Genomic DNA, 23,923 nt, shown 5'->3' on the forward strand with positions numbered 1-23,923 from the left:
CATGTTGATATCACGCCCGGTCGTGCATCAGTTTCTTGATCAGTGGCGTCAATAGCAATAGCAGTATGCCGGCACCGACTGAGCTCCCGACCAGGAACCAGTAGAGTGGAAATGACGTGCCCGCGAGCATTTCCTCAAGCACCCCGGCCAGGTAGTTGGCGGCCGCATTGGCCGTGTACCACACCCCCATCATCAGCGCGACCAGCCGAGCCGGCGCCAGTTTGGTGACCATGGAAAGGCCGATGGGCGATAGACAAAGTTCGCCCATAGTGTGCAAAATAAAAACGATGAACAGCCATTGCGGACCCACCTTTATTCCGCCGGCCGTTTGCGCGTCCGCAATCGCCAGCACAATGAAGCCGAGGCCGAGGATGATCATGCCCAGCGCCATCTTGGTGGGGGTCGAACTCGCGAAGCGCGTCGTCTCAAGCCATGTCCACATGGCGGCAAACGGCAGGCCGAGCGCAAAGATTGCCAGCGGGTTGATCGACTGGAAATAGGAAGAGGGTAGCTCCCAGCCAAACATCAGGCGGTCGGTCTGTTTGTCGGCGAACAGGCTCATCGTGCCTCCCGCCTGCTCGAACCCCATCCAGAAAAACACCACGAACAGGCCGAGGATGATGATGGCAAGTGAGCCGTGGAATTCTTCCTTCGGACAACTACGCTTGATATAGACCAAAAGCGCGACGAGTAACGCCACCGGCAGCGCCAGTTTGATGGCAGTTGGAACAAGTGCCCACACCGGACCGAGCACGCTCCACGCCGCCATCACCACATAGACGAGCGGAACCGAGGCGACGCTGATAGCCAGGATCTCGATATAGTCGCGCCGGTCCAGATGCGTTTTGCCTTGGGGCAATCCCGCATCACCGAGCTTGGCCTGGCCATAGACGAATTGCGCCAGACCGAGACACATCCCCACGCCCGCGCAGCCGAAGCCCCAATGCCAGCCTATCTTTTCACCCAGCGTGCCCGCGACCAGCGGCGCGAGAAACGCACCCAGATTAACACCCATGTAATAAATGGTGAAGCCGCCATCGCGGCGCGGATCGTGTTCACGATAGAGTGAACCCAGCAGTGTGGACATGTTCGGCTTGAAAAATCCATTGCCGATAATGAGTAGCCCAAGCGCCAGATGCAGCAGCGCCGGAAATGCCATGGCGAAGTGTCCCAGCGCCATGGTCAGGCCGCCAATCAGCACCGCCTTTCGTTTGCCGAGATAGCGGTCAGCCAGATAGCCGCCAAGGATCGGCGTGAGATATACAAGGCCGGTGTATGTCGCGTAAATCTGCAGCGCATTGGCGCGCTCCATGCCTACCGCGTTGACCAGATACAACACCAGCAACGCGCGCATGCCATAGTAGCTGAAGCGCTCCCACATCTCCGTGAAGAAGATCATGGGGAGTGCGGCGGGTTGGCGCTCGATGGCGGGCGCGGACGTGAGGTTGACGCCCTCGGTGATTGTGGTCATTGCAGCCTTCTCCCTTTGGGATCAGGCAATCTACCATCGGTCGCGGGCAAGCGCATAGCCCTATTCAGATAGGGGCGGGGCGGTGTGCTCTGGCCGGGCACGTTATTACGCCGTGCTTTGGGAACCACCTGTCAATCACCCGGACAATGTCGCCGGGCAAAGGCATTCTTGACGCTGCTATTTTGATTTGACCCAGTCTTGCCTGTCGTAATCGTAAGCAATCATGACCGGTTCTGCGCGCGCCTCGCCGCTGGGCGACGGGCAGCGAATCGACACGGGATTGCCGGGACGCAAATAACTTTGCGCCGCCTGTTTGGCAAAGACCAGCGTGTCACCAGCCCTTTTGGGTTCGCCGTGGACAAGCACTACATATGTGAGGTGATGAGCCATGAAGTAATCGATTTCTGAAAGAGACGAGCATTGAGTGTGACACACATGCAAGACGCAGGCCGGCTTATCTCGACAATTGAACGCGGATCGCCATTTGGCGGGCGTTTTCCGCCATTTGTGCCCTGGAATGCCCGCCAGTCAACGAGTTTGATATTTTGTTCTTGACAATGATCGTTGTTCGCCGCCGAGGCGAGTCGGGGCTGCCTGCCGTCATGCTGCGGTGAGTTCAAGCGCATTTCTGCAAAGCATACTAAGGCAGTGCGTGCTTATTGTCGCTCGTGGTTGCGTCAAATGGCATTGCAAAAAAACGGGGGCGTACCGCCCCCGAATCTCATTGCTTTACAAGTGAATCAGAACTTGTATTGAATCGCCAAGCCAATCACGCTTGCATCGTCGCCAGCCTTTAATGTCTTGTAGCCATTTTCGCCGGCGTCGAATTTGAAGCCTTTTGCCAATGAATCGCCACTGTAGTTTGCGTAGTACAGATAGACGAAGGTCTGTTTATCCAGCACATAGTCCGCCTCGAGGCCGATTATCTTGCCGCCATCCTTCGCGTTGCTGGAGGCTTCGCCCGCGACACCGTAGTTCGCCTTCAGAATGAACGGATTCATGTCGTACTTGGCAGCGATCATCCAGTTGTTGGCTTTCTTGCCCGCGTCATTGTCGACCTTGCTGTACGCGCCACCGAAGGTCATGTTGGCCAGCTTCATCCCGGCGATGAATTTGACCGCGGTAATGTCCTTGCCGAGTGTGATGGGATCGCCCTTCTTGTCCGTCGCCGCACCGAGGTTCCACGTACCGTTGTTGTATTCAATTGCAGAACTCAGGAAAATCCGTTTGGAACCGAGCGTGGCGCCGGTATACGTGTCCTTGTTCTCGTCCGGGCTATATGCCAGCCTGACCTGGATGTCGCTGAACTTCGGGCTCCAGTACATGAAGGAATTCGTCGGGCGCGTGTGGAAATTGGCACCGATCGCGGCGTTTGCCTTGCCGTGAATGATGTGTTCCATCGTATCGGCATTACCCTCAAGCAGCGCCACATTCGCCTTCAATAGTTTGAATGGCGTGTCGTATGTGCCCCCCGCCACCGTGCCCCAGCCACCCTGCAAGCCGATATAGCTATTGCGGCTGGCAAAGAGCTTGCTGTTGGCAACGTCATCCGGCGCGATTTTTGTCTCGACCTGCATGACGCCGGTCAAACCATTTGCAAACTCGCGATGGCCTCTCCAGCCTATGCGCGAAGAAAAGCTCTGCATGATGGTGCGGCGGGCCGTTCCGTCATCGTTGGACTCAACACCCATATCGATGAGACCGTACCATTCCCAATCTGATTTTTTCGCCACTTTGCCGTCTGTTGTCGCTGCGACGGGCGCCGCTGCCGGTTTGGCCTTGACCTGCGCTTTCAATGCCGCGATTTCAGCGTTCTGCGCATCGATTGCCGCTTGCAGTGCTTCAATTTTTTTCAGTACATCCGCTTCTGATGCCAATGCATTGCCTGGCATCATGACAGCGCCCAAAGCTGAGGCGACAACCGTCGCGATCAAACTCTGACGAAAAGTGATTTTCCTGCTCATGAAATGCTCCTTTTAGATTCAACTGCAAAAAGTATTTACGAATCGAATCTGCCGCCCCGTACGAATGATATTCGCCACGTGAATTGGTCCTTTGACGGGGATCAAACCAGTACGTGTTATCGGTGTGACATGGGTCAAATGAGCCCGGATTTGTCGGTGTTGAGCGTTGACTGTGTTGTCGTCGCGCAAAGAAAAACGGGGAAGGCGTCCATTCCGCATTCCCCGAGTCAGTTCACTTCCGCCCGATGATCATTGGGCGGCGCTGTCGCAAACTACTCGCCGACGTTTTTGGCACCCGGCCAGCGATAAAGATAGGGGTTACCCTTTTCGTCCAGCGGGCGTTTGTCGGCCTCGGTTACCACGGAATTCTCGTAGTCGAGAATCGCATCGCCAACCATCTTGATGGCGTCTGCCCGGCCTTTGAACCCGGCGGAGGACAACATCAGCTTGCCATCCTTGCCATATCCCTTGTACGACGTAAACCAAGTCTGAAGAATGGTCGTGACACCGGGGAATTTCGCATCGAGATCGGCAATGCTGGTGACCTTGGCAAAGGGTGAGCCCTCCATGACTAGAATGGCCTTGTCGTCCAACTCACCGGTATCGATCAAACGAAGGAGCCCGATTACATGGCCCTTCACCACCGACCCTCGGGGTACCGCTTGCCCCAGTACCAGTACATCGACGCTATCGCCATCACCGCCCTTGGATTTCAACATCACCGAGCGTGGAATAGCACCGTAGTTCACTGGGTAGCCGAGGTATTGAACGAAGCGCGGCGCACCGTTTTTCTGCTCGAGTTCAAGCATGCCGGTCTTGTTATTGGTCTCATACTTGGCGGTGGTTCCCGCCGGAATTTCGATGACGACGTTATAGGTTCCGTCCCGATTGATGGGATCGTAGCCAGTCAGGAAATGTCTTTCGCCCTTCAGGATCGATACATGGGGTGTCACCACATCCTGGGCATAGGCTTGTTGCGGAGAAAGAGCACTGGCAAGCATTAGCGCGATGCCGATGCCAAAGGCGGTAAATGATTTCTTGTTCATGATTTCTTGATTCCTTTCATTGCGGGTCTAGTCAGTGCTTGCCTAGGAGGGATCATCGTTTTGCGCAGCCTTGGGTTTTTTCGCCTTCGCTGGTTTAGGCGCGACCGGTGCCTCGACGGGCTTCTCGACCTTTGGCGCGACCACTTCGGCAGGCCTCTCGATCACTGGTTTAGCCGCCGCGACCGCTACGGGTTTTTCGGCCGAGACCTGCGCCGGACCGCCTTGCATGACGATCAAATGGGGCCGACTCTTTTTCTTCGGGTCGTCATACGCAAGCTTGGGATCCTTGAGCAGTTTTTCGTTCATTGCCGCCGAGGAATAGTCGAGCAGGAAGAATACGGGACCCCATGCGGCGGACCCGGGATCGACCACTTCGCGGATCAGTTTGGCTGCCTCAACGAGTTGTTCAGGTGTGCGATCAAAATTGTGCTTGGTATAGCGCCCTGATTTGTTGTTGAGGGTAAAGGTATTCGAGTCCTTGTCGTAGAGAATTTCTCCACTAATCCGGCCTGCTGCGCCACCCAGCGCGGAAACGTGACCGTAGTTTTCGCGCGTTCCGGGCTTGCGGTCGGACTTATCTTCCGGGCGATGGAATCCCTTGTCATAGGTGCGGCCCAGCGGGTGCGCTGCTTCCTGATTGACCGCGACACGACCGTCGGCGTCAATCACCCAGTTGTAAGGAGCGCTCTTCACGTCAAGGATCGCCGGAAACTCTTTTGAGGCGACCTGCAGATAAGGATTCAGCAGGACCTTTCCGGATTTGTCTGCTTCGTAGTGCTTGATGTAGGCCGGTTGCGAAGGCACGCCGAACTTTCGATCCAGCGGATCCACGGGTGGCGCGCCGAAAGCCGGCACGGCAAGCGTCAGCAGGACGCTGCTGACGGAAAACTTGAAGGCATGTTTCATTTTCATTCATCTCCTATAGAACAGAAAAGACAGACACCAAATTCATTTAGGTAATCCCACCAGCCTCTGCGGTATCCGGGCCAAACCGGCATCCCGCCAGGCAGTCCGAATAACCTCTGAAAGGCTGTGCGGAAAACCCCGCCTACTTGGCCAATACTGGGCGATTCATCAACTGGCGCACCTTGGAGCCCACCCATTTTTCACTACCCGTACCCGCGAGCCCCCAAAGCTCTCCTTGCACGACCTTGGTCATGAATTGCTCGCCGGCGCTATGGGTATCAGCGATGGCATAAAAATCCAGATCGCCATATCCGAAGGAAAAGTCGTAAAGGTAAGGCACGCCGCCTTCCGCGGTGCTCCATGCCTCCATGGAGACGCCGCAGGGCTCGGTGCCAGGCAATACGACTTGGCCCGGCCGGATCCGATACGAGAATGCTTTCGTGCCTGGCAGAGCGGTTTCAGCGGGTAGACCAAGCTTGAGCAGTTCCGGCATGTACTTGCCAAAATCGCCTAGCGTGAATTTGCCCAGCGATTCGAGCGGTACGCTAAAGGTCGACCCTTTTTCGACAAAGCCCATGAGTGCAAGGCCCGGACCGAATCCGACGTTTTCCTCTGCTTCGGTCTTTACCTTCTCGATTCCAACGACGGCGAGTGGCGTTGCCAAGCTGCGCAGTGCATCTTCATTGATGCTCTTTACGGTAACGCTCACCGGCGAATTGGGCTTGCCGTCCTTATAGCGGGTCGTGACGCGCACGAGATATCCTTTGTTCCACAACGCCTGATTCGGCGTGTCAAAGTATTCCTTGGTGGACATTTCGATCTGCAGCGGATTCTTTTCCTTTTCCGTTACCGTCATGCCGCGCTTGGCAGCAGCGGTTTTTACCTGCGCCCAAATATCCTTGAAGGCTTCCGCCATGACCGGCTTGGTTTTCGCCGGATCGATGAGGAACTTGTACTCCCGACCGCCCACATCCTCAAGCTTCGGTGCGGGGTACGTTTCAATCGTCTTCAGGTAAAGCGCTTTGGACGGCTCTTTTGCGATGACCGTTCCAGCAAAGAACATGGTCGCGGCCAGCACGACCCACAGCGCATTCGACTTTACAAGTTTGCTTTTGAACATAAGACACCTCCACTTGAACGAGACAAATTGACCTGCAAAAAATGATCTTAGACTTCCGTCACTTTTGTCCATTGCGATGTGTCAAGCAATGAGCAATAAGCACGAGTTTTTTTGTGCGACACTATTCGAGAAGGCCGTCGCGCGCCCCATTGAGAATTAGTACTCCTGCAACATCGTCAATTTCAGCTCCGTCCTGCGCAATCGCATGGCAAGCGTGCGCGCCATTGCATGCACCAGATTGAAGGCTAGTTTTTTGTGTCCCAAGGCAATCTGATTGAACTGCTCCCGCGAGAGCACATAGACTTCGGTTGGCGTGAGAGCGATGGCGTCATTTGGGCGCGGCTGATTGTCCAGAAAAGCCAGGCCACCGAAGAAATCCCCACGTCCGAAACTGGCGACTGGCTTTTTCTTGCCGGCGTCGAGTGAGGCTACCTGGCGAACCGTGCCGCGCCGCACCCAGTAAAGTTCATCGCCGATAGTGCCACGCGCATAGATGGTTTCGCCGGCCTGATAGCGGCAAATTTTCATGCTGGCTTCGAGGTCCTGCAGGGTTTCATCCTTGTAGTTCGCGAAGAGTTCCATCTCCTGTAACCGCATGGGCGTCTCGGCATCCGGCGCATATTCGATTTCTCCCAGCAAACGATCCTCGACCCAGGCGATGGCCGCATCGAGTTCAGGAAATATCCGCACCGTCTTGCTCTGTGGATGCCAGAGACCTGCCTTGCCGAGGAATTCATGCAGATTACGGCCGGTCGGGTGATTCTCGCGAATGCCACTTAGAACGAGCTTGGCGCCCCGCTCGCGGATCGTGTCGCGAATCTGGTTGAACAGGTGCGCGGCCGTCACGTCGATCGACTGGACGCGCTTCATGTCTATGATTACGTAGCCGCGGTTGCCGATCTCATGTTCGAGGTCGGTATAGAGCTGATGGGTGTTGCCGAAGAACAGGTTGCCTTGCAGCTCGAAAATAACCGCCTGATCGCCCTTCTGTTCGAGGATCGCAAGCTCTGCCTCGGGCCGGTGCCAACTTGACGAAGTCTGTTTCAGCTCCATCTTGTGGCGTACCACGATACCGCTGATCTGTTCACGCACGAACAGGATGATCGCCATGGCAACGCCGACCGCGGAGGCAGCAATGAGTCCGATCGTGAGAGCGACGGCGACCACTGCAATCACCACGCCAAAGTCAAGCACCATGGCGCGCGATTTCAGAAAACGCAGGGGTTCACGATCGATCATGCGCACGCCGATGACCACTAGAATGCCCGCAAGGGTGGCGACGGGTATCCACGCGATGAACGACGCGAGGATGAGTGCAGCGATCAGCGCAAACAGGCCTTCGAGCACGCCGGTCGCGCGCGAGCACGCCCCGCTGTTCAGCCCGACCAGCGTTGCACCCATGGTGCCTGCACCAGAAATGCCGCCCAGCGCATTTGCCGCGACGTTCGCCACCCCCTGCGCGATCAACTCACGATTGGAATCGTGGCGGCTGCGCGTCAATTGATCCAGCACCACGCAGGTCTTGAGTGTGTCGATTGACAGCAGCACGGCCAACGTCAGGGCGCTTCCAAGCGCGCGAAAAACGTGAGCCGGATTCATCTGACCGATTTCCATCCAGCGGCTTCCGAGCGAACTGAAATAGCCTTCGCCCGATGCGCTTAACGGACCGATGACTAAGGAATTGCCGGCGAGTTCACGCAGCGCAGGGTCATACAGGGCAAGTCCGCAATATGCCAGCACGCCGGCGACGATACCCAAAATAGTCCCGGGGACGCGTTGTGTCACGCGCCGCGCGCCGATGGCCACCGTGACGGTCGCGGTGCCGATGACGACCGCACGCCAATCCCAAATCGCCGGTGAAATCAATGTTTGCCACCAGGCGCTGCCATCGGTGACGCCGGCAAATTTTGGTATCTGGCTACCGATAATGATCAAGCCCACGCCAGTCAGATATCCACTTACCACCGGATAGGGAATGTACTTGATCAGTCCGCCAATCCCGACTAGTCCGAGCAGCATCTGGATCAACCCAGCCAGCACGCCCACCAAAATAAGCATGAGAATAATCAGGCCAGGGGCGTCGCCCTGCCGCACCAATTCGATCGCAAATGCCGACAGCACCGCGGCAGCCGGTGCACACGGCGCACTAATCAGCCGGTCGGTGCCGCCAAGGGATGATGCAACCAGACCAATGACCGTGGCGCCGATAATGCCAGCCAGCGCGCCATAGGCGGCGTACGAGGGACCAATAGCGGCGTAGACCGTAACACCGAACGCAATCGCGGCGGGCAAGGCGACCATCATGGCCGCCAGGCCACCCCAGAAATCGCCAGGCGCACAGTGCCGCTTGGCAAACAAACTCATGACTTGCACGAAACCAATTCCTTAAACCTTAACCATGAACCCGCGATGCAAAAGAACGCGTGGACAGGAAAGTAGTACGTCAGTTGAGACCGCCAAAGGCGCGCAAAAAAGTCCTGACGCCTCGGTCAGAAAGTCAGCTCAGGCCAACGACGCGCTTCGCCGCCTTCAGGTAGTTGGTGTTCGGCATGGAAGCAATGCCGAGACCCTCGACCACCTGCTTCATGCCCGCGTAGTTTTCGCTTTCCGCGCAGGCGGTTTCCACCATCGCCCCATTGAACCAGACCTGGGCGTATTCGCAGATGATGCCGTCGACAGTGAAGCCGTATCGCATCTTCTCGACCGTCACCGGGCACAGTTCAGGGTGCTTACGCGCCATCTCGATGAAGGCGTCGATGCTATAGCTTTCCTGATCAAGTGCGATGTTGACTTTCAGATGAGACAGGATTTGCGCGAGGTCGTCTCGTTTCACCGGAAACTGAAATTTTCCGCGCGGCTGAAAAATTTCGTAGCCGTCCGGTGTCTCACCAACCTTGGTCTTGATGTCGAGCAAACCATCGCGGACTTTGACGTTTGAGTCATTGGTATTGACGGACAAAAAGTAGGTTTCCAGCGGCATGCGGCGCGCCTGAAACAGTACGGTCTTGCCGTTCCACATGTGCGCCTTGACGATATCAATCACTCCCTGACCGAAAACGCGAAATTCGGCGCGCGGTGTGATCTTGGCCGCCTCGGTCGCCGAGGTGGCCTGGTTCTTAGCAAAAACATCAGGCATTTGAATTCTCCTTTGGAGATGGCATAAAGCTGATTGGCGTCGTCGGAGGCTTGGCGAGGACCGCGCTGTCTCAGCGTTTGCCCGGTATCACCAGATCCCGGAATGCGAACAGATAGCCCGCTGAAAGTACCAGGCCGACCAGCAGCCAGGTGAGCGAGAGATTGTTTGTAGTGACGTCGAGCGACATGGATGTTCTGTCGCCCTGTTTGAGATTGGTGAGTTGAAGAACCGCGCCCTGATGACCGTCGACGCGATCGAGCCGAACACGCGGTAGCACTTCCGCGCGCCTCAGTTTGGGCAGTTGCTCACCGATCTTGTGGACTCTCACATCGTCGGGCAGGCGAACATCAACCTGATAGGTTCCAATGGGTGTTTCCTGCGTGTTCACGAAACTGTGCCGCAACAGGCTGGTGTCAGCCGGCAGCTTGGATCTTTCACCGGGCGCGCTCTTTGGCCGCCCGAGGACGTCCGGCGCGCCAAAAGAGAAACTGAGCCTCACCTCATCAGCGATGGCATCCGGAAGTTCAATTTCGACGATTGACTGCTCTTTCGCCGGAATCGGCTTCAGCACAACGCCACGCGGCGCGTCCTTGATCTGGAAATTATCCATTGCGCCAAAGCCGATTGGCAGGGTGATGCGACCAGGTTGGCTGCCAGCCAGTTGAACGTTGACCGTTACACGGGCCGAGCCATCAGTCACCACATCGACGCGCGTCACATAATTCCTGATTGTGGTGACGGCGCTGGCACTGGAGCAGACAAGTACCAACATGAGAAATACGAGCAGGCGTCTCATGGCGCAACCGCCCAGAAAGAAGGCGTCAGGCCGAGCCAATGAAACCAGGTTGCGCCGGAAATCACCAGCAATACCACGCCTATCGTGCAAGTGAGCACGCCGTACTTGAAGTTATCAGCGACCGAATATTGATTGGTCGAAAACAGGATCACGTTTGGTTTGCCGCTGATCGGCAATCCCACCACCCAATCGATGCATAGCGCTGCCGGCAATGCGAATGAAATCGGCTCCCAGCCAAGCGCCTTGGCAAGTGTAATGATGATCGGCAGAAGAATCAGCGTGCGAACGGTCTTGGAGGTTGTCAACAGGTGGCTGTACATCATCACCGCAATGACAACGGTGTAGGAAATACCGAACGGAACTCCCTTCAGATCCATTCCGCCGAACAACATCCGCACGCCCCATTCCGCCGCGCCGGTGTCATCGAGCGCTAACCCGCCCGCATAGGCGCCGGCACTGAAAATCAATAGATGCCAAGGTATGTCAGCTTCCGACCATTGCAGAATCCCGTAACGTGGAAAAAGTACAATGACGGCGCCGAGCAGGGCCGCGAAAGGCGCGCTGATTTCAACGCCGAACCAATCGAGATGAAACGCATCCGTCATCCACAGGAACAGCACCAGGGAAAAAATCGCGATCGCCTTCTTCTCCTCGCCGCGCATCGGGCCCATCTCGGCATACTGCTGTTTGACCAGATCGAGGCCACCTTCCAGCTGGGGTGTCTGCTCCGCCTTGGGAATCCGGAAAAGCAGTTTCTGGCCGAGGACCCACATCATCATGGTGGTCATGATGGCGATCGGCGCGCCGACGCGGACCCAATCCATGTAGTACACGCGCTGGCTGCCCATCGTTTCAATCAGACCGACTGCAATCAGGTTGGCCGATGATCCGGTCATGGTCATCGACGACAGCACCGATATTCCGACGAGATTGAGCAGAAACAGGTTGCGGCCGAAATTGTTATTGGTCTCTTCGGTGGCACCGTAGATCGCCGCGACGACAATCATCAGCGGAAGCGTCATCACCGCGCGCGCGGCGGTGGCCGGAATCAGCGGCGCCAGCACCATTTGCAGGATCACGAACGCCAGTAGTGCCCAAGAGGCTTTGCGACCGAATCTGAGAATCAACCACAGCGCCATCCTCTTGGCAAGCCGTACCTTCACGAGCATGGAGCTCAAGATGAAGGCCAGCAGGTTCAGCCAGATCACTTCCATTCCCAGCACATACATGATGGACTTGGCGTCGGACGTGCGTGTCACCAGCAGCAAAAACATCAGCACCAGCGACGTCACGTAGGTGGGGAAAGGTTCGGTTACCCACCACACCAGCGCGAGGGCGAAACAGGCCGCGCCGGCCTGCGCCGAGGCGCTTAACCCCGCCCCGGCAGGCAAATACAAAATGAGTAAGAACAGCAGAATGCCCCCGGGAAACCCGAGGTAGCGCATCCAGCGCTCCGAAGTGCTCTGCGCGGCCCTCGTCTTGGATGACAAGGTCATCTTGTCCATCCCCAGAAGCTCCATCAGCTTCTGGTTCTGGGCACGCGACGGAGAGGCGGGGCTTTCGGACATGGATGATGCCGGCTTAGTGTTTTTCCCAGGCGGTAAACGGATTTTTCAAAAGATTGGAATTGAAATAGCGGGCATCGCTGGAAACTTCCTTGACGGCCCATGTCGGCAAGTCAAACTTCTCGTCTTCGGATGTCAACTCGATCTCGGCGACGACCAGTCCCTCATTCAATCCGTGAAAGACGTCGATTTCCCACGCCTTGCCACCATGAGTTTCCTTGTGGCGATGTTTGTCAATAAGCGGTTGCTCGCAAAGATTGTCGAGCAGGATCGCCGCATCCTCCACCGGGATAGCGTACTCGAATTCGGATCGGGTGACGCCGGTGGTGACACCCTTGATGGTCAGTTTCGCCTGGTTGCCTTCAATGCGTACGCGTACAACCCGCTCTTTCTGCGCATTGAGATAGCCTTGTTTGAAGTGAATTCCTGCGTCATGAGGTTTCCAGGATGTTTGGTCGACCAAAAACTTGCGTTCAATTTCCTTCGCCATTTCCGCTCCTTTGGCCGACACGACTCCGCCTTCCTGTGGAACATTCGGTTGAGACGTTCAGCGTTATGCTGACCCACGGTTAACTTGTGTCACGCAATGCCTTCAACGAACGGGGGGGCAGATCGACTCAAAGTGTCGCCGATTGCTTGTGTGACGAATTCATTCTAGGCACGTCACCAGTTACCGTCCAATCAATCCTCGGAATCGCTTATATAATGTTTTCCTTATAACAAGCCGTTAAGCAGACACTTACTTTTTCAAAATAAAACAGGATGATGACGCTTTCCCAACTGCGGACGTTTCAGGCTGTTGCGCGCCTCAACAGTTTTTCGCGCGCCGCCGAAGAATTGCATTTGACTCAACCCGCCGTCAGCGCGCAGATCGTCGCCCTGGAGAATGCGCTCAAGGTCAAGTTATTCGAGCGCATGGGAAAGAAAATCGCTTTGACCGAATCCGGCCGCGTGGCGCTTTCCTGTGCGGAAGACATTCGCATTCGCATCGGGCGAATGCAAAGGGAGTTGGAAGACTTGGGCGAACTGAATGCGGGCAGTTTGCATATCGGTGCGAGTCTTGTCGTTGGCGTATATTTGTTGCCCGAAATTCTCGCCCGCTTCAAGGACAAGTATCCGCGGGTTGAGTTGGTCGTTCGGGTTGACCCGGCGCGCCAGATCATTGACATGATCCTGCGCAACGAACTCGATCTGGGGATCATCGGCGAGGGCGCACCGGTCACGGATGAACGGATCGCCGTCAAACCAATTCATCGCGATGAACTCATCGTCATCGTACCGGGCAATCATCCGCTTGCCGGAGCCGGTAGCATTACCCGCGCCGAGTTGGCAGAAACACCCTTTGTACTTCCGGCCAAGGACTCCGCGAGTTCAGAGAGTATTCTCGAACAACTCCATGCCGAGAAAATCACTCTGCATTCCGTGCTGGAACTTGGCAACGTAGGCGCCGTAAAGCGGGCGGTCGAGGCCGGAATGGGCGCATCGATCGTTTCGCGCTATGCCGTGCTGAGAGAACTGGAAGACGGTCGCCTGAAATGTTTGCGTGTCTCCGGCGTCAAACTGGAGCGCCAACTGGCATTGTGCTGGCACCACGGGAAATCTTTTTCCAGGGTGACGACGGCGTTTATCCAGTTCATTCAGAAGTACATGAAAACTCTACCGTAGCGACGGCGGATTCCGGGCAGCGCAGGGATTGAAACAAAAAAGGGACATGCCGCCCCTTTTCTCCTGGGTATTGGAGCTACGCCCTCCCAACCTGGTTACCGACTTTGGATACCAATAAAATTAGTGCGTCCAGAACGCTTCAATTCAGCAGCACATTTACGATCGCATTGCCGATACCGACCAGTGCAGCGCCGGAGATGAGGCCCGCGCAGATGGGCTCGCATCCTTCCACCCAGAAGTCATGTCCTTTGGTTCCCGGTGCCTTGTGCTTCCGGCCCATCCACCAGAACAGCAGTGCGCCCACCCACATCATGAATGAAGCCTCGGGAGGCAGGACCACACCCAGCCCGACCGATACGGCTGACAGCGGGAAGCGGCCCTTGGTGACGATGCGCGCAACTTCTATTACCACGGCGGCCACGGCGGCAACAATCATGGAAACGATCGCCGACGCGGGGAGACTGCTGATTCCTTTGGCAATGATTTCCGAGACCCCCTTCCATTGCAAGGCTGCCGGCATCGCGAATTGTTCCGAAACTATGGTCGCCGTCGAGCGAACACCGGAGGCATCAGGTGGCAGGAACAGCAGGAAGAACAACGGTACGGCCGCCATGGCGCCGGCAAAAATTCCGATGACGTGGCCAATAACCTGATGGCGTGGCTTGCCGCCGAGCATGTAGCCGGGCTTGATATCGGAAAGCAGGTTGGCGGCGTTTGAGGCGATCTCGCCCGTCATGCCGGCGGGGATCAGGTTACTGGCAGGATTGGTGCGGTCGATCGCGCCCATGGTGAACTGCGTTATTTTCGCCAGTGATCCGGTGGGCGTCCATGACGTCAGCGCCATCGAGTTGGTGCAGATGATGGTCAGTACAAAAATCAGCGGGAGCGAGATAAAGGCGAGCAGCCATGGCACGCCGAAAAACGCATGAGTTACCCAAGCGCCAAGCACGCTGAAGATGGGCACGCCGACAAACGAGACCCAAAGTGGGACTTCTATGTCTCCCAGCACGTCCGACCCGGCAGGCGTCGCGCCTTTTTTTCCGCGCAGTGACTTGAAGGCGTTGATAAAAATTTCCGGCCTCGCGAGCAAGCTCACGAGCGATCCCACCACCATCATCGTCACGCCCCACCACAGCGCCCACTGGTTGACGATCTCGGCGCGCGAAATGGCGACCACCGCACCACTGGGCAACACGCGCGCGGCGATCTCGCCGTGCTGGATGATGATCGGGGCGAGAATGACAAAATTGATAAAGGCGCCCAGCATCACGCTGGTGGCGACCATGATTCCCATCAGTCCACCGACGCCGATCATTGCCGCGTCCAGCGTGAGGCGCAATCCGAGTTGCCGGATATCGGTACCGAGAATCGTTGGAATCCATAGATTCAATTTTGCGGCGGCGGTGTAGTAATAGCTGTCCAGGCGCTCATGCAGGTTCCATGGTTCCTTCATTCCCGCCCACCGGTCCATCATGAGGATCTTGAATTGCAGAAGCTTCATCCAGCCATCGCTGATGATCATCTGGTACAGGCCAGTGAGCGCAGCGGTCCAGCCGAGCAACCGCGCCTTGTACATGCCGGAGCTGGCCGAACCGGTATAGAGCGCATCGAGCACCACACCGCAGGCGCGACCCTCCGGGAAAGGTAACTGATCCTCATTGATGAAACGCCGTTTCATCGGGAACGCAATCAGCACGCCCAGAATCGAGCAAACCACCATCCAGGTCATCATCTGCCACCATTCCGGAATGTGCCCGGTCACAAGCATGTATGCGGCCAGCGCGGCGCCCAGCGGCGAGACCATGTATCCCGCTGCCGTGGCAATTGACTGGGTGCAGTTGTTTTCGAGGATGGTGTAGTCGGCCGCCAACCCGGCGCCATGCAGAATGCGGAAAATTGCAAAGGAGAGAATCACGGATGTCAGCCCGACACCAATGGTGATGCCGGTCTTGCCGACGATATAAAGCGCCGTTGCCGAGAGCACTCCGCCCAGCAGGAAGCCCGTAAGTCCCGACCGGAGCGTGAGCTGCGGCATGTCGCCACGAAAGACGTTTTTCAGCCACCATTCGTCCTTTTGTACGCGTGACCAGTCTCTGATTTGCTCGTCGGTCAGGTGTTGTATTGCCATGCATCCTCCACGAAACTGAAATGTGGCGCCGTTTCTGCGTCGGCTGCCAGTTGACCAACGAACAATGAATCGATTTGATGCCGCGCCAAGACCAGCTTGTGCCGCGCCGGGCGGGCGCCAAACCCGCACCAAGCCCGCACTATACCGCAGGGCCTTTTATTTCTTTTAGGCGTGCGGGCAAAAAAGTGAAATTGTTCACATTATTTGCCTGTCAGCAGATGTAAAGTCCCCGGACATAAGCCACAAAAGAGCCGCAAGTTCACATACGGTTGATAAGTGGGCGGTATCCGTGCACACCTCAGGGATCATCAGGAACGTGAACAAAATTTCGGATTTCGATCGGCGGCTACTCACCAAACAGGTGGAAGAATTGTTTTTTTTCGCCCCGGCAGCGGTGGCGTTTTCCTTCATCGGCGCTATTGCGACCGTCGTTGTGTTCCACGATACCGGTGCGTTGGCGAAGGGACTGTTCTGGTTTCTGTTTGCGACCCTGATCATGTTCTTTCGCACCGTCGTCGTGCTTGTTTATCGTCAGCAGACAAAACCGGTGACGGACCCCGGGAAATGGGCGCAGTTGATGATTGCGGGCAACATTCTTGCGGGCATGCAGTGGGCCATACTCGGGACGGTGCTATTCCCCGCCGATCACAATTATCGTGAGTTGTTCACGATATTGATTCTCGCGTCCTATGTGGCTGGATCGATCGCCGTCTACTCTCCCGTGAAATGGGCGCAGATGGCGTTTGCCATTCCTGCCTCGGTGCCGCCAGTCATCTACATCTTCTTCATGCGGGACGGAGTGAACTGGCTGGGAGGCAGCGCGGCAATAATCTTCATTTTCGGTGTGTTTTATTTTTCAAGGAGGCAGCATCACAATATTGGTCGCCGCTTGAAAACCGAACTGGAAAACGAGGATCTTCTGGCGCGTTCGCGAAAGACCAGTACTGCGAATGGCATCGCGGCGCCCGTCAGCGGTTCGGCCAATGGCGGCACGCGGATATCTTTTCTGTCCATTCCGACCTATCACGGCCCGACGACCCAATAGTCGCGCGGGTAGCCCGCTACAACTTCACGACACCACAGCTTCCGGCTCCACGCCAAGGTGCTTGCGCACGCGCCGTACCACGAGCCATATGGCCAGCACCACAAACGGTATCGACGCACCGGTCACCAGTTCCACCGATAACGGCGCGCCGGCTTCCTTGAGTGCTTTCGCGGCGTAGCCAACGAGTCCAACGACGTAGTAGGTAATTGCGGCAATCGAGAGCCCTTCGACGGTCTGCTGCAATCGCAATTGCATTCTGGCGCGATGGTTCATGGAAGCGAGCAAGGCCTGGTTCTGTTGCTCACGTTCGATGTCCACGCGGGTGCGCAGCAGGTCGCTGGCGCGCGCGACGCGTTCGGACAAATCCAGCAGGCGTTTCTCCACCGAGCCACACGTGGCCATCGCTGGCGCGAGCCGCCGGTCCATGAATTCTTCAATCGTCTGCAGGCCGGTGAGTCGCTCTTCGCGCAGTTCCGCGATGCGGCGCCTGGTGAGTTCGTAGTAGGCACGCGAGGCACCAAAACGAAAGCTGTTCGCGGCCACCTCGCTTTCCACCGTCGCGGCGAGACGCGTCAGCCGCACCAGCAATGCGGGTTCGTCGTGGGTGGTGTCCTGCGCCATGAGGGAGGTAATTTCGGCTAATTCCCTCTCAGCGCTGCGAAGCATTGCCGCCGTGCGCCACGCCACCGGCAGTCCCATCAACGCCATGATCCGGTATGTTTCAATTTCCAGCAGGCGCTGTGCGGTCCGGCCACCTTGGCGCTTGCCGAGTTTCAGATCCATGATCAGCATACGACTGAACTCATCCGCGTGAATCCGCAGATCGGTCAGTACGATGCCATTGCCGCCCGCCACCTTCGCGCCAACCAGATAGCTGTCACCAAACTCACGGACCACATCCTTCAGATCGGGGATGAAGACGTGATTCTGCTGGACGGCGAGGTGAATGGCCACCACCAGTTTGCCCGATAGCGTGGCGAGCCATTCTTCGTTGACAAGCGCAATCACCGGGTGCTCAAAGGGCCGCTCAAATTCGCCCTTGTGCGAAAACGTATACGTGACAAATTCGGTGTGCCGTTCCCATTTAAGGCGCAGATTGGAATTCTCCGCAATGAAATGGGTCTCCTCGGCGGTGGGAGAGGGCACGCCCCAGATTACGCATAGGCGCAAAAGATCATCGATTGCCGCTTCAGCAACATTGGCCGCATCTGCATCGTAGTTGATCGCGATGTAAGACAGCCGTTCCGGCGCGGAGATCTCCTGTGGCGGGCGCGCATGGATTTCGTTGCTCAGCAAATACCGTTGCGGATGGTTTGGAGGCAGTCGCATATTTTCGTATCCTAGTGGTGCGTGCGCGTGAATTTGGCACATTGATAACTGCGTTTTTGCCAGAGAGCCTTTCAAATGCGAGGCAACTCACCTAGCGTGGCCTGGCGCCAGCAAACCCAAATGGAATTGCAGTACCCAACATTTTGCGTGTTGCGCGTGTCTTGTGCATGACAGCCGCCGATTGGCTGGCAAGTTTGCGATGTTTCGGCGCCAGCAATCGAGCGGAAGATTTGTGTTGTGCGTCGATACTACCGGCTCGATATTCTCAATTCATCGAATAAATAGCGGCCATGCGGCGGTCTGCGCGTGGCGTTCCCGACGACGCTGACGTCACGCGATCCGGTTTTCGACGGATAGCGTGCCGTGGGCAGCCCTGCTCGAAGGCAGGAGCCGAAAATTCAAACTTGAATGTTACCGTCCCGCCGCCTTGGCGTCCTCATCCATCTTGCGTTTGAAGTAAACGCCAAACCAAACCGCCATACACAGAATGAAAGCGATAACGCCCGCGCTCATCAGGCCGTAGTCGGTGGAAAAAAGATCAGCAAGCAGCTTCATGGTGGCAATCCTCGCAAAGGTCTGGAAAGGTTTGCAAAGCCGAAACCCTTCGCGCAAATAATATGCGGCGGAATTTCCTTTGCTCTGATCTGCGTCAACACTTCTTGTTTAAGAAGTGCAGGCTTTGAAGTCGACCTCTGCGCGAACTGCAAGCCGCGAATCATTCCGGATCAATGATTGGCAGCCATATCTGCCACGTGTTCCGCAATGGACAACGATGCGGTCAGGCCTGGTGATTCGATGCCAAAAAGATTTATCACCCCTGGAACGCCATGGCTTTCGCGCCCGGCTATATGAAAATCTGCCGCAGGTTCCGTCGGGCCGTGAATCTTGGGCCGAATGCCGGCATAGGCGGGTTGCAATTCGTGATGGTCGATGCCGGGCCAGTATTTTCTGATTTCGCCGTAGAACGCTTTCGCGCGCGTTGCATCCACATCGAAGGAAGGTTTATCGATCCATTCCACGTCGGGACCGAACTTGGCCTGACCACCGAGATCGAGCGTCAGGTGAACGCCGAGACCGGCGGCCTCAGGCAGTGGATAGATCAGATGACTAAACGGTGCCCGGCCCGAGATCGTGAAATACACACCTCGCGCGTAACGCAGCACAGGAATGTGTTCTTTCGGAAAACCCTCGAGTGCGTTGGCGACGGCCTGCGCGCCCAGCGCCGCGCAATTGACGACCAGTCGCGCCTTGAGCGGGTCGGCGCCTTTCGCCATCACGACGACCCCGTCATCCTCGATGCGCCCGCCGATGACCGGCGTATTGAACACCACGGTTCCGCCCGCGTTTTCAAGGTCGCCGAGCAATGACAGCATGAAGGTGTGACTGTCGATGATGCCGGAACTCGGGCTAAGCAGGGCGGCCAGGCAATTTAACGCGGGTTCAAGGGCCATTGCATCGGCGGCAGAAATCAATTGCAGGTCATCGACGCCGTTGCCGGCGGCATTTTTCAGCAGCTTTCCGATTTGCGCAATTTGCGCATCGTCCGTGGCCACCAGCAGTTTGCCGCAGCGACGAAACGGTATCGCGCGCTCAACGCAGTATTGGTAAAGCAATTGTCTGCCGGCGACGCAATGACGCGCTTTCAGTGACCCATTCGGATAGTACAAGCCCGCGTGAATGACCTCGCTGTTGCGTGAACTGACGCCGGTGCCGAATGCCGGTTCGGATTCAAGCAACACCACTTCGCGTCCCGCCAGCGCGAGCGCCCTTGCACACGCAAGTCCGACTACGCCCGCGCCAATAACGACTATGTCTACGTGATCCATGAATTCAGAAATCCTTCACTAGCCCGGAAAATTGCCGTGTTTGTTTGAAGTGTGGTTTCTCACGATCACGCCGGGCAAAGTCTAGCACTGGTGCGGTTATCAAGCCGAAAACGCCTGAAACACCGCGCCAGTGCTAGAAATTAGAGTTCCATGGCGCGCATCTCGGCATTGGCATAGCGCAATCGGGCGGTCAGCACGCTGGCGAGGCCTTCAAGCAACTTGATAGCCACCATCTTATGTTCAAACGCGAGCGTATCGAAATTCTTGCGGGAAAGGACAAAAAGCTCGACATCGCTAAAAGCGATGGCGTCGGCCGAGCGTGCCGCACCGTCAAGGAATGCCATTTCGCCAAAGAAGTCGCCCCGTCCGAAAGTGCTAAGGTGAATGCTCTGACGGTCATTGAGAGGTAGCATGATGCGCGCTGCACCTGAGCGAATCAAAAACAGTTCATCGCCGGTATCGCCAAGCGCAAAGATTTTCTCGCCCATCTTGACGCGGCGCTTCTCCATGCAGGCATCGAGCGCCACCATGGTTTCCTCTTTGCGCCCTTTGAATAGCTCGATCTCATGCAGGTCCAGGGGCTTTTCGTCTTCGCGCGGCAGTGTCGCTTGCACCGATGATGCGGTCCTCAACCCATTCGACCGCTTCGTCGAGGTCGCCGAATATCTTGACCTCGCTTTCGGGGTGAACCAGGCCCACCGTGTCGAAGTATTGCTGCATGTCCTGGCCGCTGGGCAGTTTGCTGGGCAACCGGCTGAAAATCAGGAATCCATGGTGCTCTGCCAGCATGTCCCTGACTTGTTCGAGCATGTGGGCGGCCGTCACATCCACCGATTGAACGCGGCGCATATCAAGGATGACGTAGGTGCGCGACTTCAACTCGGCTTCAAGGGCGGAATAGAGCTGATCGGTGGTACCGAAAAACAGGCTGCCTTGCAATTCGAAGATCACCGCTGCATCACCACGCTGTTCCAGAATCTCCATTTCGTCGTGGAGGCGTACCCGCTTCGAAAACGTCTGGTTGCCGTAGCTCTTGCGCCTTACCACGCTGCCGCCGATCTGTTCGCGGATGAACAGCAGGATGGCAAGCGCAATTCCCGTGGCCGACGCCGCGATCAGGCTGATGGTGAGGGCGACACCGACCACGGCGGCAATCACGGCAAAATCGAAAATGGTTGTGCGCGACTTCAGGAAATGAAAGCTGGTGCGATCGATCATGCGTACGCCAATCACAGTCAGGATCGCCGCCAATGCGGCGACCGGCACCCACGCGATCAAGCTGCCGAGAATGAGAAATGCGAGTAGCGCGAGGATGCCCTCGATCAGTCCCGAGACTTTTGTTTTGGCACCGCCGGACATGTTCACCAGCGTGGCGCCCATGGTGCCGGCGCCGGGCAAGCCGCCGATCAAACCCGAGGCAATATTTCCCAGACCTTGCCCAATCAATTCGCGGTTGGAATCATGCCTGCTGTGCGTGAGCGCATCGAGTACGACGCAAGTCTTCAGCGTGTCGATCGAGAGCAGGACCGCCAGCGTCAGCGCGGGCATGATCATGTGGCCAAGTTGCTCGAGGCTGAACTGGCTCATGCCATGCCAGCGGGTCAGAAATCCATCGACGATGCCGTGGCTTCCGTCTCCTCCGGTCAAAGGCCCGACCACCAGCGTATTGCCCGCAAGACTTAGCAGGGCAACATCAAACATCGAGAGACAAAAGTAAGTGAGCACACCGCCGAGTAGCGCAAGAATCGCCGCCGGCACCAGCTTGGTCAAGCGCGCGGCCAGCAACATGATCAACGCCGTGACACCACCGACGGCAATGCCCTGCCATTGCCAAATCGCGGGCGTGGTCAGCGACCGCCATAGCGATGTGCCTGCGGGTGTACCCAGGAGCTTCGGCAACTGGCTGCCGATGATGATGAGGCCCACAGCCGATAGGTAGCCGCTGACCACGGGATAGGGCATGTACTTGATCAGCCGGCCCAGCCCGACCAAACCGAAGATTAGCTGCAGTAATCCCGCCGACAGGCCCAACACTGTCAACAGCAGCATTACTGTGTCGACCGGCATGCCACGCTGGATCTGCTCGATCGCGAATGCCGAGAGGACAGCCGCGGCAGGAGCACAGGGGGCGGTAATGAGGCGGTTGGTTCCGCCAAGCAGTGAAGCGACGAGGCCCAACGCGGTCGCACCAAGGATCCCCGCCAGGGCGCCATAGGCCGCATACGAACCGCCGAGGGTGGCATAGATTGTTACGCCAAACGCAATGGCGGCGGGCAGCGCCACCAGCATCGCCGCCATGCCGCCCCAGAAATCCCCCGCCAGGTTATTGTTTGATGCGTCAGCCATCGCAATGTGTGGTCGTGGAGAATGCACGACTGCTTACATCATAGCCAACTTACCCCGGTCACGCGTGCCCCTGTCCCGCGTTGGAGTCGCGAGGAATCGATTGTTTGGTGCGGCTTTGCGCGGCTATTTGCCGGCCAGCGCTTTCTTCCAATCGCGGTACAGGTCGATATCAAATCCGTCGGGATAGTTCAGGTATCCGGGCGCATGCCCCTTTTTGCCGGTTACGCCGTATTGCCAGATGATTTCCTTGGTCTTGCGGTCGACGACGATGACGCGATCCCGCAAATCATCGGCAATGAGAATGTCACCCGTATCGGGAAGTTCGCGAGCGAGCGACGGATGATCGAGCGCCTTCTCGCCATCGGCAAAGAAATACTCCCATGTAATCTTGCGGGTGGCTGGGTCGAAGATCACCACGCGGCCGGGCTTCCAGAAGTCCGCCACGATCACTTGCTTGCCATCGACAGTCGGAAACGCATCGGAAGGGTAGCGAATGTTCGGCGCGCGCGCGCTCCAAAGCACTTTGCCTTCGCGGGTGATACGGGAGATCCAGGCTTCACTGATCTCGGTGACGAGGATGTCGCCATTCTCCAATGGAGTGGCGCCATTGGGATGGCCCAGTTCATGCGGCGGGTTATGCCGGCACTTGCCGGGTGTTCCCCACTGCGTCGCGATCTTGCTTTCCTTCGGGTCGATGATCAGAACGCGGCAATTGCGAATGTCGGCAGTCAGAAACTTGCCGTCGGCGAGAAGGTGCGCGTCGTCCGGATAATTCAGCAGTCCGTCCTTGCTGCCGCGCACGTCAGGTACACCATAGGTCCAAGTGACTTCGCGCTTTTCGTAGTCGACAATATGAACGTCGTAATTGTCTTCCTCACTGACGGCCAGCAATTTTCCGTCGTGAGAAAAATTGACGTCCTCGTTGCCACGGTAGAGTTTGAGGTTGGGTGACGGAAATTCCCAGATGATGCGTTTGTCCGGCGCAATTTCAATCAGTCGATTATTACGCCGGTCGGCGATGACAATCGGATAGGGCAGGGGCTTGCCCCAAGAAGCAACAGGGTTTTTCCGATCGCCGGTAACGGGCGGAATCGGGGGTAGCTTGACACCGCTGGAGACCATGCCAGCCCCCGTCATTTCGGGCGTGACGACGACTTCCACGCCGGGGGAAGCCTTCTTGGCAGCGGTTGGGGCCTTGGCAGCCATGGGCGCTTTGGGTGCACTTGTGTTTGCAGTCATGTCGGGCGCATCGGTGGAGGCCGCCGCATGGGATGGTACGTACACGCACAGGCATGCCGCAACGAATAGTGCGTGCAGTGTGACCTTCGCGCTAGATGAGATTGCAAGCACATGTGCTGGCTGAAGCTGGAGATTACATCGGCAATTCATTGTTTGAAGCCCTCATTAAATGATCATGCTGTTGACGCCGCTTCTGAACAACGATTGCGCGGCACGATATCCCATCGTCGCGCTGCCCGCGCGGCAATACCCGCTTAACTCTAGGTGCTTTATCGCTGACTGTCTTGATTGAGATCAAATCCGACCGTCAGGTTTGCCGTACATTTCGTGGGCGATGAAAG

At 56.9% G+C, this 23,923-nt stretch carries 18 protein-coding genes and 1 pseudogene; 2 read left to right on the top strand and 17 right to left on the bottom strand.

The features are described from left to right. Nucleotides 1–10: 10 nt before the first annotated feature. From IPP88_23025 to IPP88_23075, 11 genes are all read right to left on the bottom strand, one after another. Nucleotides 11–1,471, bottom strand: a complete 1,461-nt coding sequence (locus IPP88_23025; protein MBL0125411.1) for a peptide MFS transporter — start codon at nucleotides 1,469–1,471, stop codon at nucleotides 11–13. 177 nt (nucleotides 1,472–1,648) lie between these two features. Beyond that, the gene (locus tag IPP88_23030) at nucleotides 1,649–1,861 is read right to left on the bottom strand and encodes a hypothetical protein (GenBank protein ID MBL0125412.1); all 213 of its coding nucleotides are present in this window, start codon (nucleotides 1,859–1,861) and stop codon (nucleotides 1,649–1,651) included. A gap of 350 nt (nucleotides 1,862–2,211) precedes the next feature. Continuing rightward, nucleotides 2,212–3,435, bottom strand: a complete 1,224-nt coding sequence (locus tag IPP88_23035) for a porin (protein MBL0125413.1) — start codon at nucleotides 3,433–3,435, stop codon at nucleotides 2,212–2,214. 272 nt (nucleotides 3,436–3,707) lie between these two features. After that, nucleotides 3,708–4,481: an inorganic diphosphatase gene (locus IPP88_23040; GenBank protein MBL0125414.1), complete on the bottom strand. Its 774-nt coding sequence runs from the start codon at nucleotides 4,479–4,481 to the stop codon at nucleotides 3,708–3,710. 42 nt (nucleotides 4,482–4,523) lie between these two features. After that, nucleotides 4,524–5,393, bottom strand: a complete 870-nt coding sequence (locus IPP88_23045; GenBank protein ID MBL0125415.1) for a hypothetical protein — start codon at nucleotides 5,391–5,393, stop codon at nucleotides 4,524–4,526. A gap of 136 nt (nucleotides 5,394–5,529) precedes the next feature. After that, nucleotides 5,530–6,507 (bottom strand): hypothetical protein, encoded by a 978-nt coding sequence (locus IPP88_23050; GenBank protein MBL0125416.1) that lies wholly within the window; start codon nucleotides 6,505–6,507, stop codon nucleotides 5,530–5,532. 156 nt (nucleotides 6,508–6,663) lie between these two features. Further along, nucleotides 6,664–8,871 (bottom strand): SLC26A/SulP transporter family protein, encoded by a 2,208-nt coding sequence (locus IPP88_23055; protein MBL0125417.1) that lies wholly within the window; start codon nucleotides 8,869–8,871, stop codon nucleotides 6,664–6,666. Nucleotides 8,872–9,004: 133 nt separating this feature from the next. Further along, entirely contained in the window at nucleotides 9,005–9,643 is a 639-nt protein-coding gene (locus tag IPP88_23060; protein MBL0125418.1) for a hypothetical protein, read from the bottom strand. Between the two features lie 70 nt (nucleotides 9,644–9,713). Beyond that, nucleotides 9,714–10,439, bottom strand: a complete 726-nt coding sequence (locus IPP88_23065) for a hypothetical protein (GenBank protein ID MBL0125419.1) — start codon at nucleotides 10,437–10,439, stop codon at nucleotides 9,714–9,716. After that, on the bottom strand, nucleotides 10,436–12,007 hold the full coding sequence (locus IPP88_23070) for an anion permease (GenBank protein ID MBL0125420.1): 1,572 nt from the start codon (nucleotides 12,005–12,007) through the stop codon (nucleotides 10,436–10,438). The genes IPP88_23065 and IPP88_23070 overlap by 4 nt, the downstream gene beginning before the upstream one ends. A 13-nt stretch (nucleotides 12,008–12,020) precedes the next feature. After that, on the bottom strand, nucleotides 12,021–12,494 hold the full coding sequence (locus tag IPP88_23075; protein ID MBL0125421.1) for a CYTH domain-containing protein: 474 nt from the start codon (nucleotides 12,492–12,494) through the stop codon (nucleotides 12,021–12,023). A gap of 275 nt (nucleotides 12,495–12,769) precedes the next feature. Between IPP88_23075 and IPP88_23080 the strand changes: the two genes are divergently transcribed. Then, on the top strand, nucleotides 12,770–13,669 hold the full coding sequence (locus IPP88_23080) for a LysR family transcriptional regulator (protein ID MBL0125422.1): 900 nt from the start codon (nucleotides 12,770–12,772) through the stop codon (nucleotides 13,667–13,669). A gap of 139 nt (nucleotides 13,670–13,808) precedes the next feature. Here IPP88_23080 and IPP88_23085 read toward each other — a convergent pair whose 3' ends face one another. Next, nucleotides 13,809–15,797, bottom strand: coding sequence for an OPT/YSL family transporter (locus tag IPP88_23085; protein MBL0125423.1), 1,989 nt, complete (start codon nucleotides 15,795–15,797; stop codon nucleotides 13,809–13,811). A gap of 316 nt (nucleotides 15,798–16,113) precedes the next feature. On the opposite strand from IPP88_23085, the gene IPP88_23090 reads away from it, so the two are divergent. Continuing rightward, entirely contained in the window at nucleotides 16,114–16,842 is a 729-nt protein-coding gene (locus tag IPP88_23090) for a hypothetical protein (protein ID MBL0125424.1), read from the top strand. A 24-nt stretch (nucleotides 16,843–16,866) separates the two neighbouring features. Here the strand turns inward: IPP88_23090 and IPP88_23095 are convergent, their stop codons facing one another. From IPP88_23095 to IPP88_23115, 5 genes and pseudogenes are all read right to left on the bottom strand, one after another. Continuing rightward, on the bottom strand, nucleotides 16,867–18,171 hold the full coding sequence (locus IPP88_23095; protein MBL0125425.1) for a DUF3422 domain-containing protein: 1,305 nt from the start codon (nucleotides 18,169–18,171) through the stop codon (nucleotides 16,867–16,869). A gap of 411 nt (nucleotides 18,172–18,582) precedes the next feature. After that, the gene (locus IPP88_23100; protein MBL0125426.1) at nucleotides 18,583–18,726 is read right to left on the bottom strand and encodes a DUF3149 domain-containing protein; all 144 of its coding nucleotides are present in this window, start codon (nucleotides 18,724–18,726) and stop codon (nucleotides 18,583–18,585) included. 170 nt (nucleotides 18,727–18,896) lie between these two features. Then, the gene (locus IPP88_23105; GenBank protein MBL0125427.1) at nucleotides 18,897–19,997 is read right to left on the bottom strand and encodes an NAD(P)/FAD-dependent oxidoreductase; all 1,101 of its coding nucleotides are present in this window, start codon (nucleotides 19,995–19,997) and stop codon (nucleotides 18,897–18,899) included. Nucleotides 19,998–20,137: 140 nt separating this feature from the next. Then, nucleotides 20,138–22,286, bottom strand: a pseudogene (locus IPP88_23110) (SLC26A/SulP transporter family protein). Between the two features lie 180 nt (nucleotides 22,287–22,466). Next, nucleotides 22,467–23,549 (bottom strand): PQQ-binding-like beta-propeller repeat protein, encoded by a 1,083-nt coding sequence (locus IPP88_23115; protein MBL0125428.1) that lies wholly within the window; start codon nucleotides 23,547–23,549, stop codon nucleotides 22,467–22,469. Nucleotides 23,550–23,923: the final 374 nt, after the last annotated feature.

Source organism: Betaproteobacteria bacterium (assembly GCA_016720925.1).
GTDB lineage: Bacteria > Pseudomonadota > Gammaproteobacteria > Burkholderiales > Usitatibacteraceae > UKL13-2.

Excerpts from the sequence above, each read along its gene's own strand:
- IPP88_23025 (MBL0125411.1), bottom strand. The coding sequence starts at position 1,471 with ATGACCACAATCACCGAGGGCGTCAACCTCACGTCCGCGCCCGCCATC.
- IPP88_23030 (MBL0125412.1), bottom strand. The coding sequence starts at position 1,861 with ATGGCTCATCACCTCACATATGTAGTGCTTGTCCACGGCGAACCCAAA.
- IPP88_23035 (MBL0125413.1), bottom strand. The coding sequence starts at position 3,435 with ATGAGCAGGAAAATCACTTTTCGTCAGAGTTTGATCGCGACGGTTGTC.
- IPP88_23040 (MBL0125414.1), bottom strand. The coding sequence starts at position 4,481 with ATGAACAAGAAATCATTTACCGCCTTTGGCATCGGCATCGCGCTAATG.
- IPP88_23045 (MBL0125415.1), bottom strand. The coding sequence starts at position 5,393 with ATGAAAATGAAACATGCCTTCAAGTTTTCCGTCAGCAGCGTCCTGCTG.
- IPP88_23050 (MBL0125416.1), bottom strand. The coding sequence starts at position 6,507 with ATGTTCAAAAGCAAACTTGTAAAGTCGAATGCGCTGTGGGTCGTGCTG.
- IPP88_23055 (MBL0125417.1), bottom strand. The coding sequence starts at position 8,871 with ATGAGTTTGTTTGCCAAGCGGCACTGTGCGCCTGGCGATTTCTGGGGT.
- IPP88_23060 (MBL0125418.1), bottom strand. The coding sequence starts at position 9,643 with ATGCCTGATGTTTTTGCTAAGAACCAGGCCACCTCGGCGACCGAGGCG.
- IPP88_23065 (MBL0125419.1), bottom strand. The coding sequence starts at position 10,439 with ATGAGACGCCTGCTCGTATTTCTCATGTTGGTACTTGTCTGCTCCAGT.
- IPP88_23070 (MBL0125420.1), bottom strand. The coding sequence starts at position 12,007 with ATGTCCGAAAGCCCCGCCTCTCCGTCGCGTGCCCAGAACCAGAAGCTG.
- IPP88_23075 (MBL0125421.1), bottom strand. The coding sequence starts at position 12,494 with ATGGCGAAGGAAATTGAACGCAAGTTTTTGGTCGACCAAACATCCTGG.
- IPP88_23080 (MBL0125422.1), top strand. The coding sequence starts at position 12,770 with ATGACGCTTTCCCAACTGCGGACGTTTCAGGCTGTTGCGCGCCTCAAC.
- IPP88_23085 (MBL0125423.1), bottom strand. The coding sequence starts at position 15,797 with ATGGCAATACAACACCTGACCGACGAGCAAATCAGAGACTGGTCACGC.
- IPP88_23095 (MBL0125425.1), bottom strand. The coding sequence starts at position 18,171 with ATGCGACTGCCTCCAAACCATCCGCAACGGTATTTGCTGAGCAACGAA.
- IPP88_23100 (MBL0125426.1), bottom strand. The coding sequence starts at position 18,726 with ATGAAGCTGCTTGCTGATCTTTTTTCCACCGACTACGGCCTGATGAGC.
- IPP88_23105 (MBL0125427.1), bottom strand. The coding sequence starts at position 19,997 with ATGGATCACGTAGACATAGTCGTTATTGGCGCGGGCGTAGTCGGACTT.
- IPP88_23115 (MBL0125428.1), bottom strand. The coding sequence starts at position 23,549 with ATGGCTGCCAAGGCCCCAACCGCTGCCAAGAAGGCTTCCCCCGGCGTG.